The organism is Paenibacillus sp. JGP012 (assembly GCF_014203995.1).
In the GTDB taxonomy this organism is placed as follows: Bacteria; Bacillota; Bacilli; order Paenibacillales; family Paenibacillaceae; genus Paenibacillus; species Paenibacillus silvae.
Map to the genome: position 1 here is coordinate 13,537 of NZ_JACHKG010000004.1, position 14,283 is coordinate 27,819.

Genomic DNA, 14,283 nt, shown 5'->3' on the forward strand with positions numbered 1-14,283 from the left:
GGGGCACATCTCCCAAGAAGGGCAGGAATGTTACATGAGTATGAAAGATAGTTATTCATCTGTATTTAAACAGGAGCAATGGGACTCCTTCGCGCAGCTGTTTGACGAATGGTATACTCGGGTGCCGAACGAATGGAAAGAAGACGCACGAAAAAAAGGAATTCCAGATGATATAAGCAAGGTGCTCTTATGTGAAATGGAGGACTATGCGTTCAAGTGGATGGATAAGAAGGTTCCGGCTCTAGGGGACCAAAGTCCTGCAAGTTATCTGGAAACGGTAGAAGGAGCTAACGCGCTTAGGGCAGCGATTATGCAAATGCCGCGTTAATATGACTTGTTAGATGAGGTTGAATGCGGTCTGAAGCGACTTATTTTGATGGATTTGATTTTACAAAATAAATGTGTTACGCTTACATTACAAGAGCAAAACAACAGAATATGTTATAACATCTTTTGATGGATTGTAACTGTGAAGACAGGCAAAACCTAAACTGATGGTGAAATGTAGGCCCTTTTTTTCTGGTGCCATTTTACCCTGAGTTTAGGTTTTTCTTGTTTTCTGCTCTGTTTTGAGCCTGCTCTTGAACGATGAAAGACCAAAAACTATTTCGAAAAGAGGTTGTTATGATGACCACGGCAAAAAAAGGATTCCCTGAAAACTTCCTGTGGGGCGGTGCTACCGCTGCAAACCAACTGGAGGGCGCATTCGATAAGGACGGTAAAGGTCTATCCACAGCGGACATGATCGCTCATGTGCCAAAAGAAAAGCGTACGGGTGGACATGCCATGGAAATTTCCTCTTCCCGAATCGAAGAGATTCTCTCTGGCAAAATTGAAGAACGTTTTCCGAAACGCTTTGGCATTGATTTTTACCACCGTTTCAGAGAAGATATCGCACTGTTTGCTGAGATGGGCTTCAAAGTATTCCGTTTGTCCATTCACTGGGCACGTATTTTCCCGAACGGTTATGACCAGGAGCCAAATGAAGCAGGCTTGAAATTCTATGATGAAGTATTTGATGAGCTGCATAAATACGGTATTGAACCGCTTGTTACACTGTCTCACTATGAGACTCCGCTTGGCTTGACGCAAAAATATAACGGCTGGGCAAGCCGTGAAGTGATCGGACACTATGTTCGTTACGCAGAAACCGTATTTAAACGTTACAAAGATAAAGTGAAATATTGGCTGACGTTCAATGAGATTAATGTGATGGTGTTCAGTCCGTACACGGGCGGCGGCATTCTGATTGATAAAGTAGACAATAAGTTGCAAACAACGTATCAAGCACTACATCATCAATTTGTAGCAAGTGCGATGGTGACGAAGCTTGCACATGAGATTATCCCTGGCTCCCAAGTGGGCTGTATGCTTGCACGTATGGAAACCTATCCGGCGACTTGTAATCCGGTTGATGTTCAACTGGCTCAGCATGAGAATCAGCTTAACCTCTTCTTCACAGATATGCACGCTCGTGGTAAATACCCGAACTACATGGCGCGTTATTTTGACGAGAATAACATTGTCATTCAAAAAGAAGCAGGCGATGATGAGATTCTGCTGAACAACACCGTAGATTTCATCTCTTTCAGTTATTACATGTCCGTGACCAAATCGGCTTCTGCGGACGCTGCTGAAACTACAGGTAATCTGACGGGTGGTGTGAAAAACCCTTATCTGGAAGCTTCCGACTGGGGTTGGGAGATCGACCCGATCGGTCTGCGCGTAACGTTGAACAATTTCTGGGATCGTTATCAGAAGCCGCTCTTTATCGTAGAGAACGGTCTGGGTGCGTATGACAAAGTGGAAGAGGATGGTTCCATTCATGACTCTTACCGTGTCGACTATCTCAAGAAACACATTGAACAGATGAAAGAAGCAATCAAGGATGGGGTTGAGCTCATCGGATTTACCGCATGGGGCCCAATTGACCTTGTGAGTATGTCTACATCCGAAATGTCCAAGCGTTATGGCTTCATCTATGTGGATCTGGACGATGAAGGCAACGGAACTCTGGCACGCTCCAAAAAGGATTCATTTGAATGGTACAAAAATGTCATTGCGAGCAATGGTGAGCAACTGTAATTCTTTCGCTCTGGATGACACCTTTTCGAGTGCATGAGTGAGTAGATACACATCCGAAATAAACACCTGAAATATAGAGATATTCAGTGATGACATTCTTAGGATTGTTACCGCACAGGAGCGGGCAAAACCTGACTTAAAAGTGTGATATGAGCTTTCGCTTCATACAACCCTTTTGGTTGGCGCTTGTCCGCTTTTTACTTTGCAATCAACCATCATATGAGCTGGAGGGGTTCTTTTTGAAAAAGTGGAACAGAGGCGTTAAACATGTTTCTTGTATGTTGGCATTAACGCTAAGTCTGAGTATGATCTGGCCTGGGACAACAGGTGCAGAAAGCGCACAAGTGACGCAAATTCAGGCGAATACGTTTGTTGGTGATCCGGGTGAAATGGTCGAATCTTTTGACATTACGGTTGCAGACGTGGAAAAATACAAAAATCTGAAGGCGTCGGACTTCGATATTACAGGGAATTATGATGGATATCCGTTAAATGCTGCGGGAGAAATTGTGCAGGACAATTACGAAGATGATGGCATCACACTGTCCATTAAGGATGATACAATCCATATGGCCGTGAAACCTTTCAAATATCCTGGAGGTCTGAAATCCGAGTTTGCCGTAACCAGCAAAACCTATCCAGAGCTTTCTTTTGATCAAAAAAGTGTGAATCAGGTGAAAACACGTACGGTAGATGAGTTTGAAAAGGCACAATTTACAGCCAGCAACGGTGTAACGCTATCCTATAACCTGAAGCGCAGTCCTTCCAAAGAAGCGAAGCCGCTGATGGTTTGGCTCCACGGCGGAGGTGAAGTTGGAACGGACGGACGGAATCATCTGACTGCAAATCGCGGTACAGTAGTCTGGACGGAATCGGGGTATGATACTTCTGTACTAGCGGTGCAATATCCTGAGAACTACAAATTCAAAATTTACAACAATGCAGAGCAGTTGCCAATTATGCAGGCCTACTTTGAAGCTCAGGTTGAGTTGATCCAAAAGCTTGTTGCTGAAGGTGAAGTAGACCCTGACCGTATTTATCTGTCTGGTGTATCTAGTGGCGGCGGAGGTGCATTCCGCTTCCTGATGCAGTATCCTGATCTGTTTGCCGGAGCAATCATCGTTGCTGCCAAAGATACCGTTGCGGATTATACAGGTTCCGTTGACGCGTTCAAGAAAGAACTGAAAGGCATTGTGGATGTGCCAATGTGGATTATGCACGCTCAAAATGATCCAACAACGGATAGTCGTACCAGCTCACTTGCGTATCAGGCTTTGACAGAGATGGGAGCGAAGCAGGTACACTTAACGTTATATGATGATGCGTACATGGATAGCCAGAGGTTTTACGGTGGTTTGAAACACTGGTCCTGGGTACCTGCGTTCAACAACAAAGAGGTTATCGCTAGTTTGTTCAAATTTCATAAAGGAACGAATGAAGAGCAGGGCACAGGTTCATCCGAGCATGGTGTGCAACCGTCTGAAGCTGTAACCCGCGCACAGATCGCTGTGATACTGGCTGATGCTTTACAGCTTTCGGAAGGAACTGAGGATTATCCTTATGTGGACAGAGCTCCCGTCTGGGCTGCTCAAGCTGTTGCGAAGGTGACCAAGGCAGGACTAATGAAAGGCATCGGCAACCAACAGTTTGCCCCAGAGAGGGAAGTAACACGTGCGCAGATGGCAGTCATTGTAGACCATATCTTGGCTAATCAGGATTGGAAGCCTGCTGCTGATTCGGTGGAACGGGTGTTTGGCGATGTCAACAGCAAACACTGGGCATATGAAGCAATTCAGAATAGCGCCCGTGCAGGTGTAATGACGGGAGTGAGCAAAGGGAAGTTTGATATGAAACAAACCGTAACAGGTGCACAGCTAGAGCAAATCATGCAACGTCTCGAGCAAGTGGGGACAAAATAAAGCTCTGAACGGATAGATAATCAATGTTGAGAGGATGAATTCAAATGACAACACCATTTCCGAAGGATTTCCTGTGGGGCGGCGCAGTAGCGGCGAACCAACTTGAGGGAGCATATAATGTTGACGGCAAAGGTTTGTCTGTGCAGGACGTTATGCCGCATGGCATTACAACACCAAGAACAGAAGGCCCTACCGAAGATAACTTGAAATTGATCGGTATTGATTTTTATAACCGCTACAAAGAGGACGTTAAACTGTTTGCCGAGATGGGCTTCAAGGTGTTCCGAACATCGATTGCCTGGTCTCGCATTTTCCCCAAAGGTGACGAACTGGAGCCAAACGAGAAGGGTCTGCAGTTTTATGATGATCTGTTTGACGAGTGTCACAAGTACGGTATTGAGCCGCTCGTAACGATCTCTCACTATGAGACACCATTGCATCTGTCCAAAACCTATGATGGCTGGGTTAATCGCAAAATGATCGAGTTTTATGAACGTTATGTTACGGTGCTGTTCAATCGTTTCAAAGGAAAAGTGAAGTATTGGCTCACATTCAACGAGATCAACTCTATTTTGGAAGAGCCTTTCATGAGCGGGGGCATCTATACGCCAAAAGAAAAACTGTCCAAGCAGGATCTGTATCAAGCGATCCATCATGAATTAGTAGCAAGTGCGCTTGCCGTTAAACTGGGCCATGAAATTATGCCGGAAGCGAAAATCGGGTGTATGGTGCTGAGTATGCCAACGTATCCGCTCACACCTAATCCGGATGATGTGGTTGCGGCTATGCATGCGGAGCAAAGAAATGATATTTTTGCCGATATTCATGCACGTGGTTATTATCCGAAATATATTAATCGTTATTTCAAAGCCAACAATATCAATATCAAGTTTGAAGACGGAGACGCGGACATTCTTAAACATACGGTAGACTTCATCTCCTTCAGTTATTATGTAAGTATTTGCGAGACGGGTGACCCCGAGAAACGAAAAGAAGGCAAAGGAAACCTGTTTGCAGGTGTGCCAAATCCGTATTTGAAAGCAAGTGATTGGGGCTGGCAGATTGATCCGCAGGGGCTGCGTGTAACCCTCAATAAATACTGGGACCGTTATCAGAAACCGTTGTTTATTGTCGAAAATGGTTTGGGTGCCGTTGATGAACTCATTACGGATGAAAACGGAAATAAAACAGTGAATGATGACTACCGCATTCAATACTTGAACGACCATCTGGTACAAGTAGGGGAAGCTCTTGAAGATGGTGTAGAAGTGATGGGGTATACGTCCTGGGGATGTATTGACCTGGTAAGTGCATCAACCGCGGAGATGAAGAAACGTTATGGATTTATCTATGTAGACCGCAACAATGACGGTTCGGGCTCACTGGAGCGTTACAAGAAAAAGTCCTTCCACTGGTACAAGGAAGTTATTAGTACCAATGGAGCAAGTCTTCAAAAATAATGAAGTAATGATCAGAATGCCAAAATCACCTTGGATGAGCGCCTTTTATTTTGCACAGATGCACATTAACCGCTTTCAGAAAAACGTTGTCATTTGCAAGCTTGTATGGTAAGATAGACCTAAGGCTATTGAATACTGGATTGTTACTGTTCAATCAGGCAAAACCAGAGGCAGGTACACATTGTAACCTGTTTTGGGTTTTGCCTTTTACTACTTTGGCGGTGCAAGGTGATGTGGAGAAAATGAAAATTGAGAAGGTACTCAACAACAATGTGGTCACTGTAATAGACCCGGAAGGTAATGAACTGGTCGTTATGGGACGCGGAATTGCCTTCAAGAAGCATACTGGTGAATTGATCGACGAAAGTCTCGTCGAAAAAATATTTTCGCTCGAAAGCAAGGAAGTATCCCAGAAGTTGAAGACACTTCTGTCCGATATCCCGGTTGAATATGTGGAGTGCTCGGATGAAATTATTCGTTACGCCGAGACGGTACTTGGTGAGAAGCTTCATGAGAGCATTTACATTTCACTGACCGATCATATTCATTTCGCCATTGATCGGCATCGTCAAGGATTACAGATTCGTAATGCGCTGTTTTGGGAGATCAAGCGGATGTACCGCAAGGAATATGCGATTGGCCTCAAGGCATTGCAGATTATTGAAGAAACGCTGGGTGTGCTGCTTCCCGAGGACGAATGCGCCTTTATCGCGATGCATCTGGTTAATGCCCAGATGAATGGTGAGATGAGGGAAACGATCAGTATTATGAATATCGTGAAGGATATTTTGAATATTGTTCGGCGCAGCTTTGTCATCGAACTCGATGAAGATTCACTGAGCTATTACCGATTCCTGACCCATCTGAAGTTTTTTGCTCAGCGTGTACTGCAAGGTACGGCGATTGAGGACAAGGAAGAGGACAACCCGCTTCATGACCTGGTGAGCAAGCAATATCCGGAAGCACATGCATGTGCCGTCAAGATTAACGATTATACGCGCAAAATATATCATCGGGTCTTGTCCAAGGAAGAAGTGCTGTATCTCACCATTCACATTGAACGTGTTGTACGAAATGAACAAACAATTGAATAAATTTGGGATTGTTACTGCAAAAAAGGCAAAACCTAAACGTTGATTAATGATAAGCTTTTAAAGCTTGCATCATTATTCGGTGTTTAGGTTTTTTTTTAACCTTTCAATACACATAAAAGGAGCAAAACACAATGGATAAACAACAATTGTCCAAAGATATTCTGAAGCTTGTTGGTGGCGAAGAGAACATTGATCAAGTGACCCACTGTATGACAAGACTCAGATTTAATCTGAATGACAACAAAAAAGCGGACAAAGCAACGCTTAAAAATACACCAGGTGTTATGGGAGTAATGGAGAATGGCGGTCAGTTTCAGGTGATTATCGGAAACGATGTGCCTGTAGTTTACAATGCACTGGTAGGCAATATGTCCAAATCTCCGAATGCAGATGCATCGTCAGGTGCTACAAGCGGTGAGAAGAAAAAAAGAAATCCGATAAGTGCTTTGTTTGATTTTATCTCAGGTATTTTTACTCCAATCCTGCCAGCGATCACGGGTGCAGGTATGATCAAAGGGATTGTAGCCATTCTGGTCGCTCTGGGATGGTTATCCGATAAAAGCTCGACATACACTATTTTATCTGCCATTGGTGATGGTGCATTCTACTTCCTGCCAATCATTCTGGCAATCAGTGCAGCGCGTAAGCTGGGCAGCAATATGTTTATCGCGGCTGCACTCGCAGCCGGTATTATGCATCCAACAATTACGGCGCTGCTCGCTCAAGGAGACACAACGTTTATCGGCATTAAAGTGATTGCGGCAACCTACTCATCAACCGTAATTCCAATTATTCTTGCCGTGTGGATTGCGTCTTATGTGGAAAAAGCCGTTGATCGTATTACACACGCTTCGCTGAAGCTGTTAGTTGTACCAACAGTTACATTGCTGATTATGGTTCCTGTTACATTGATGACTGTAGGCCCATTGGGTACGGTACTTGGTAACGGATTGTCCGGCGGAATCTCATGGTTGTTTGACAACATGTCTATCTTTGCAAGTATTCTGATTGGCGGTACAATGTCGCTACTGATTATTACAGGTATGCACTATGCGCTGCTGCCAATCGTTGTTGGTTCGATGACAACACTGGGTTATGACTTCATCATTCCGCTGATGTTTGCAGCTAACCTTGCACAAGGGGGCGCAGCATTTGGTGTAGGTTTGAGATCGAAAAATAGCAAAACGAAGTCTCTGGCCTATTCTACAGGACTTACAGCGGTCATGGGGATCACAGAGCCTGCTATGTACGGGATTAACATGAAGTTCAAAAAACCGTTTATTGCAGCCCTGATCGGGGGCGCTATTGCGGGTGCGTTTATGGGTATCTTCAATGTAAAATCGTATGTTATCACTGGTCTTGCAGGTCTGCCAAGCATTGCCGCGTTTATCAGCCCGGCCATCAGCACACTGCTGTATGCACTGGCGGGTGGCGCAATTGCAATCGCGGCTGCAGCTGTACTGACGTACATTCTTGGTTTCCAGGAAGAAGAGGCTTCTGCCCCGGTAGCTGAGACTGCAGCACCTGTAGCAGAACCAGTCAAAGAAGCTGCTCCAATTGTAACAGAAGAAACAAAAGCACAAGATGAGCAAGTATTCAGCCCGATCACGGGTGAAGTTCGTCCGCTTAGCGAAGTCCCCGACCCTGCGTTCTCGGAAGAAATTATGGGTAAAGGTTTTGCAATTCAACCGACGGAAGGCCGTGTTGTTTCTCCAATCAACGGAACGGTATTCTCATTATCGAAGAGTGGACATGCCATCGGTCTGGTTAGTGATACCGGAGCTGAGATGCTGATTCATATCGGGATTGATACGGTGAAGCTAAAAGGTCAATTCTTCTCACCAAAAGTTCAGGCAGGAGCCAAGGTTTCTGTAGGGGATGTGCTGATGGAGTTTGACCGCGAAGAGATCGAAAAAGCAGGTTACACAACGATTACTCCAGTCATTATCACGAATATGCATCAGTATGCATCCATCGAATCTGCTGGCCGTACAGCTGTGAAGGAACAAGAACTGCTGTTCACTGCCAAAGCATAAAGCCATATAAGTTGAACTAAAGATTTTACACAGTCCACTCCGATGACAGAATAACCTTCCAATCGCTGTTATCCTGAAAACGACAAAGCAGCTGTTTCCTCGGATCATGTCTGGGGAAGCATCTGCTTTTTTGTGTTTGGACAAATTAGGTTTGAAGACAGACTATTAATGGAGAAATCTATATATTGTTATGTATATAGTAAAATTTGCAGCTAAAAATGATGGTCTCTTATCTCACTACAATTTTACCTTGACCTGCCAGCATACGCATCTCTCTGGACCATCGGTCCTGGGTTTCCTTTTCGACTTCAAGCTGCACGCCATAGTGCCATAATGTGTTTTTTTCCAACCCCCACCGGAGAGTACCTTCAACATACAACAAATCCTCAGAAAGTTTGAGATTAATTGCGATGCGTATGTCGTTATTTTCTACAGGCAGAGACAGCGGAAAAGCAATTTGGCAACCGGACCGGCTGATGTCGCACAATTCGGCCTGAATGGGCTTGGGTGGACCGTCCATACCGTTAATGCTCAAAATATAAATTTCGAAGGACATCGGTTCCTTCAGAGTATAGCGAAAAGGTTCTTTCCTATTGTTAATCGACATAGATTCCTCCATCAAATTTAAAAAAATTCAGTTATCGTTATATCGACAGTTTTGAACGAGAAATGAAGAGTGCTGCGACATAGATGGTTCAAGAGTTGCATTTAACGGGTGTTGTCGGATTGTTATAATGGAATGAAGAGAGGGTGGATGAGCATGCAAGGAAACTTTCACATGGATACCGATACAGCTACGCTGTGCTGCTATGACCTTGCAGCATTGGAGCATCGTCTGGAGGATACAGCGGACTGGTGGTCCATCCCTGAGGATGAACTGCAGGAGGTTAATGCAGGCAACTGTCTGTTTCTGAATCTGGGGGATGATGGATTATACGAAGTGCAGTGGCGTGTGCAGGAAGCGCCGTTGAAGTCGGAGCAAGGAATGTGCTTTTATTTTCAGGCTCCTTCGGGCAACGTTTATTTAGGCTCGGCAGATGATGTAAGCGGCGGGGAACTGGAACCGGATGAGCTGTCCCAAGGGATCTTTTTGCAACTAAAGCCTGGGAATTATGCCTGTACTGTATTCAAACAGGAGAAGCAGATCACGGTTACACTCTCGCCAAGTGTTCAGGGTCAGAACAGGTTACACGATTTGATTCGCATATAATAGATGAGTTAGCTTACATAGCGGATTACTGCAGGAAGGAGGATGTATATGCGGGACTGGTTAGGTACAGCGATGGTAGATGCATCTGTTTTGCATGAGCGGATGCGGGTATTGGCTGCATTGGATATCATTCTGTCCGAGGAAGCATGGCTTCGCGTACATCGCTATCGCTATAATATATTCCAACCGGATATGGCTTGGGGAAGTGTGGATAACGGTGCAGGAGATCATCTGCATGTGTTGTTTGCGAATACAGGCACGTTAATCAAAGGATTTGATCACGAATCACCCCTAAGCCCGCATAATCGCGAAGATGGTGAGATCTATCCAGGAATGTACGACGAGGTGCCGGAGAGCTTCATGAAGGTTTTACGGGAGCACGAGGATGCACTGAATCGGGAGGACGTTACGTTTTGTTTCTGGCAGGAGGGGCGAGCTCCGGGTTGGAAGGCAGGCAGCTGGATAGAGCTTGCCATGGCGGAAGAAGACGAAGAGTATGCCAGTGGCGGGTTTGAGTTTCTGCTGGGTTATATCGAGGCAACACCTGAAGGGTATATCGATTGGGCTGAAGGGTACTACGATATTCAGGAGATGTCTTTGACTGCTGTAACTGAAATATATAATAATACACCAGTCACTGCCGACTTGATTCGAAGACTGAATCCGAAGCGTGACGTGTTAGCTGCGATAAATGAATTGCAGCAATGTGGATGCACTGTGGAGCGAAGGGGAACGGATTGAAACAGAAGAGAAGGGAAGAGAAAAGTGGAATGAAATGAAATGAGCTGTCCCCAAGACGTTTGAGAGGGAGTGTATCTATGGGGTGGTTTGAATTGTGATAGCGTGTATGAATAACACAGGAAGGGAAGGGATTTTTTGTGGCGAGAACATCCAAAAGCCAAATCCCGGTACTTCTGTACCGATATGAAGGCCCGGCGAGGAATATCGGTTTTACCTTTTCCCCCTTATATTTGAATGAAGATACGTCCCAAGTTAGGCAGGAAGACATGCTGTTTATTTATGACGAGGATTTTGAGCATATACGGCCAGCGATCAGTCGTGTTTTTCCGTTAACAGACCCGTGGAGCGGAGAGATTCATGTTTCTTTTGATCCATGCTGGAGCAATCCGATTGTGAAAGAAACGTGGGATACGATTGTTGCGGACTTGAAGCAGGTGAACTGCGCTGATCCGGATTTGCAGGCATTTTTGGATAAACTCACCGTCTGGATTCGAAAGGTTCTGGATCATGCTGACGGCATTGAAGTGACAGGCAATCTGTAAATCATAGCAAAATTAAATAAATACAAAAAAGATGGGATACGTTCACGCGTGAAGTGTGACAGGATCTCATCTTTTATTTTTTCACGATATCTGACCTGCTGTTGCAAAAAAGATAAAATTATTGTCTTTTTGCAAGGATTGTATTGTCACAATGCAGGTTACAAGCTATAATCGAGTTGTTTTAAGGAACAAATTATAAAGGATGGTGATATTTTGAAGAAATTTTCTTTGCTTTTGCTCGCTGTTACATTATTGCTGTTGACCGTGTCCACGGCTCCTGCTACTTATGGTGCAGCCAGCTATCCGAACACAGGCACGAACGGTCTGACGGGTTTTGCAGGTAATGCCAAGAATGAGAATGGTGTATCCAAGGCGGCTACAACAGGCGGTCGTAATGGTCAAGTGGTGTATGTCAGTAATCTGAATGATCTGAGAACTCATATGGCGGGCTCCACGGCCAAGATTGTTGTGGTTGAACAAAATATTTTTTCCTCCAGCTTGCAAAAAGTTGAATTTGGTTCCAACAAAACATTGGTCGGTTCTTTTAACAATCACACATTAACAAACATTCACTTCAGATCCACATCAGGATCAAGCAACGTTATTTTTCAAAACCTGACCTTTAATCATTCAGCTAATATCAATGCGAACGATGATATCCAGATGTACATCACTTCCGGATCAAACTATTGGATTGACCATGTGACCTTCTCCGGCCACAGCTACAGTTCTGGCGGCAGCGATCTGGACAAGCTCTTGTATATCGGTGACCGGGCAGATTATATTACGATCAGCAATTCCAAATTTGCCAATCATAAATACGGTATTATTCTGGGACATCCGAATGATGGCAACAGCAGCTACAACGGTGTACCTCATGTGACGATGTCCAACAACTATTTCGAAAACCTGTATGTACGCGGTCCAGGGCTTATGCGTTACGGATACTTCCATATCAAAAACAATTATGCAAACAACTTCAACCAAGCAATCACAATCGGGGAGAAGGCCCGGATTTACTCGGAAAATAACTATTTTGGTGCAGGAGCCGAAAAAGGCGGCATTCTGGATGATAAGGGCAAGGGAGAGTTCACAGATACAGGCAGTACACCTGCTTTGAACAGCCCGATTTCGCCAAAAACGAATTGGAGACCAAGCTCCAATTACAGTTATCAGGTGGAGAGCGCAGCGTATGCACGTGAATTTGTTACGAAATACGCCGGATCATCCAATACTACATTGGTATTTGGTAAATAATAGAGGCAGGACCATTTGTCTCTAATTCGAAGAAAAGCAGAGTCTGTGTCATGCGAACTTACGCATGAACAGGCTCTTTTTTTCGGACGTTATATAGTATATGAACATAATATTATTTAAAATATTATATTCATTTGTATCATTTCCGACCGATATATATTTAAGTAGTCTGCTTTCATGTTTATGAAACTGGCAGCCTGCATTTGTTTGAACTTACATAAAAGGCGGGGTACGTATGAATCGTATTGACGAAATTATCTGGAAAAGAAACAAATTGATTACGATGATGTTATGGATTGTAGTGATATTTGGAATGGCGATTGCTTTTACAGCCCCCAAGTTGTTTGCTTCCAATGCAATTGTGATTATGTATGGCATCTGGCTGACTTATGCCAATGTCAAGAAAAAACATATTCATCTAATTCCGTGGATAAACGTTGCTCTAATCACCGCATGCGGCATTTTTGCCGGCTGGGGAACTGTGGATTCACTCACAGCTATAGTTATATCGGCTCTAATGCTTGTGTATCCGGATAAGCGCATATTTCTTAGCGGATTCTCGGTTTTGCTTGCAAACAGCATTTTACAGCTTATTATTGTATCTACAGCTACCCGGGGGCAGTTTATTGAGAACATTACTAATGTGGCCCTTTTTGCCGTGGCGGGGGTTATTTTAGGGGTAGTTTCTACATTGAATCAGAAGTTGTTTCAAGAGAGTGAGAAGAGATGGGATGAGGTAGAGAATTCGCGGAAGCGTGTAGAAGAAATGCTGGAACATGTAAAAAAATCGGTGACTGGACTTTCGGGGTATACTGAACAGCTCAAGCAAAAGGTTGATGCTACAGGCTCTATAACGAATGAAGTGACGCTTGGATTCAGCGAAGTTGCCAAAGGAGTTGAGTTTCAGGCGACAAGTATTGCTGAAATTTCCGAATCCCTTTCCTTGTCTGACCGTCATATTCAAGATGTGGCCGCCTATTCCCAGCAGATGAAGGAGCTGTCTGCGAGCATGGCCTCAAGCACACAGACAGGCAGTGAACAGATGGATGAGTTGAATGTGCAAATGCGGGATTTGTATACAGCTATTCATACAACCGCTGATGATATGCAGAAGTTCAATGAACAGAGTGAATCCATGACGATGATGCTGAACAGCATCTCCGATATTGCAACGCAAACGAACCTGCTTGCACTGAACGCGGCAATCGAAGCAGCGCGTGCAGGTGAGCATGGACGGGGATTCGCTGTAGTGTCGGAGGAAGTGCGCAAACTGGCTGAAAGCTCAGGTCAATCTGCCCATGAGATTACATCGATATTAACAGGTCTGAGAACACAAACACAGGCATTGACAAGCCGATTTGAAGGAATTCGTCAATCCCTGCAGCAAGGAAGAGAAAGCGTACAGACCGCGGGTGAAGTGTTCCAGTCCATTAATCATAGTTCGCAGGATGTGCTGGGTCAGGCCACCGAGATTGAGACAAGCTCGGCAACGATGAAGGCGTCCTCAACCCGGGTAGTGAATGAGGTTTCCGAAATCTCGAGTGTGACGCAGCAGTCGAGTGCGGCCACGGAGGAGATTTTGGCGAGCATGGAGGAACAGCGTAATCTGACACAGAATATGGTGGAGAGCTTTGGAGGGCTGGAGAGGCTGATCGTGGATTTAAGTGCATTGGTATCAGATCATCAGAGAGCCAGTGCAGCCGCGGTAAAAGAAGCCAAGCTCCGAAAAAAATCGGCAGAAGCCAAGGTCAGTCTGGAACCCAGGTCAGCCTGAGTTCAAGTCAGGTTGCAGAGCTTGTAAAGGAAACGAGCAAGTTTAATTTAATTCAGACAAGCTGGAAAGGAGTCCGCAAGTGCGCAAAGATGCTGCACTATGCGGGCTTTTTCTGGCGTCCAAAGGTCCCTTGTAGCGCTCTGTCTTTTTCGATAGAGTGAGGGT

General features: G+C 44.8%; 12 protein-coding genes. 11 read left to right on the forward strand and 1 reads right to left on the reverse strand.

From position 1 onward, the window contains the following. The first annotated feature begins 34 nt into the window (after window positions 1-34). The 6 genes from HNR77_RS06640 to HNR77_RS06665 all read left to right on the forward strand — a co-directional run bounded on the left by HNR77_RS06640 (window position 35) and on the right by HNR77_RS06665 (window position 8,594). Entirely contained in the window at window positions 35-328 is a 294-nt protein-coding gene (locus HNR77_RS06640) for an MbcA/ParS/Xre antitoxin family protein (protein WP_184181953.1), read from the forward strand. 299 nt (window positions 329-627) lie between these two features. Next, window positions 628-2,085: a glycoside hydrolase family 1 protein gene (locus HNR77_RS06645; RefSeq protein WP_145406279.1), complete on the forward strand. Its 1,458-nt coding sequence runs from the start codon at window positions 628-630 to the stop codon at window positions 2,083-2,085. A gap of 239 nt (window positions 2,086-2,324) precedes the next feature. Next, window positions 2,325-4,004: an S-layer homology domain-containing protein gene (locus HNR77_RS06650; protein ID WP_184181955.1), complete on the forward strand. Its 1,680-nt coding sequence runs from the start codon at window positions 2,325-2,327 to the stop codon at window positions 4,002-4,004. A gap of 44 nt (window positions 4,005-4,048) precedes the next feature. Beyond that, the gene (locus tag HNR77_RS06655; protein WP_145406230.1) at window positions 4,049-5,464 is read left to right on the forward strand and encodes a glycoside hydrolase family 1 protein; all 1,416 of its coding nucleotides are present in this window, start codon (window positions 4,049-4,051) and stop codon (window positions 5,462-5,464) included. 242 nt (window positions 5,465-5,706) lie between these two features. Continuing rightward, window positions 5,707-6,558: a BglG family transcription antiterminator LicT gene (gene licT / locus HNR77_RS06660; protein WP_111272041.1), complete on the forward strand. Its 852-nt coding sequence runs from the start codon at window positions 5,707-5,709 to the stop codon at window positions 6,556-6,558. 131 nt (window positions 6,559-6,689) lie between these two features. Then, a complete protein-coding gene (locus tag HNR77_RS06665) occupies window positions 6,690-8,594 on the forward strand; it encodes a beta-glucoside-specific PTS transporter subunit IIABC (protein ID WP_184181957.1) in 1,905 nt (634 codons plus the stop codon). A gap of 229 nt (window positions 8,595-8,823) precedes the next feature. On the opposite strand, the gene HNR77_RS06670 is transcribed toward HNR77_RS06665, so the two are convergent. Next, window positions 8,824-9,201, reverse strand: coding sequence for a PilZ domain-containing protein (locus tag HNR77_RS06670; protein ID WP_184181959.1), 378 nt, complete (start codon window positions 9,199-9,201; stop codon window positions 8,824-8,826). Window positions 9,202-9,354: 153 nt separating this feature from the next. On the opposite strand from HNR77_RS06670, the gene HNR77_RS06675 reads away from it, so the two are divergent. From HNR77_RS06675 to HNR77_RS06695, 5 genes are all read left to right on the forward strand, one after another. Then, window positions 9,355-9,804, forward strand: a complete 450-nt coding sequence (locus HNR77_RS06675) for a DUF6386 family protein (RefSeq protein WP_260410366.1) — start codon at window positions 9,355-9,357, stop codon at window positions 9,802-9,804. A 48-nt stretch (window positions 9,805-9,852) separates the two neighbouring features. Beyond that, a complete protein-coding gene (locus HNR77_RS06680; RefSeq protein WP_184181963.1) occupies window positions 9,853-10,545 on the forward strand; it encodes a hypothetical protein in 693 nt (230 codons plus the stop codon). A gap of 137 nt (window positions 10,546-10,682) precedes the next feature. After that, entirely contained in the window at window positions 10,683-11,087 is a 405-nt protein-coding gene (locus HNR77_RS06685; RefSeq protein ID WP_184181965.1) for a hypothetical protein, read from the forward strand. A 213-nt stretch (window positions 11,088-11,300) separates the two neighbouring features. Continuing rightward, on the forward strand, window positions 11,301-12,344 hold the full coding sequence (locus tag HNR77_RS06690; RefSeq protein WP_184181967.1) for a pectate lyase family protein: 1,044 nt from the start codon (window positions 11,301-11,303) through the stop codon (window positions 12,342-12,344). 235 nt (window positions 12,345-12,579) lie between these two features. Next, a complete protein-coding gene (locus HNR77_RS06695; protein ID WP_184181969.1) occupies window positions 12,580-14,118 on the forward strand; it encodes a methyl-accepting chemotaxis protein in 1,539 nt (512 codons plus the stop codon). Window positions 14,119-14,283: the final 165 nt, after the last annotated feature.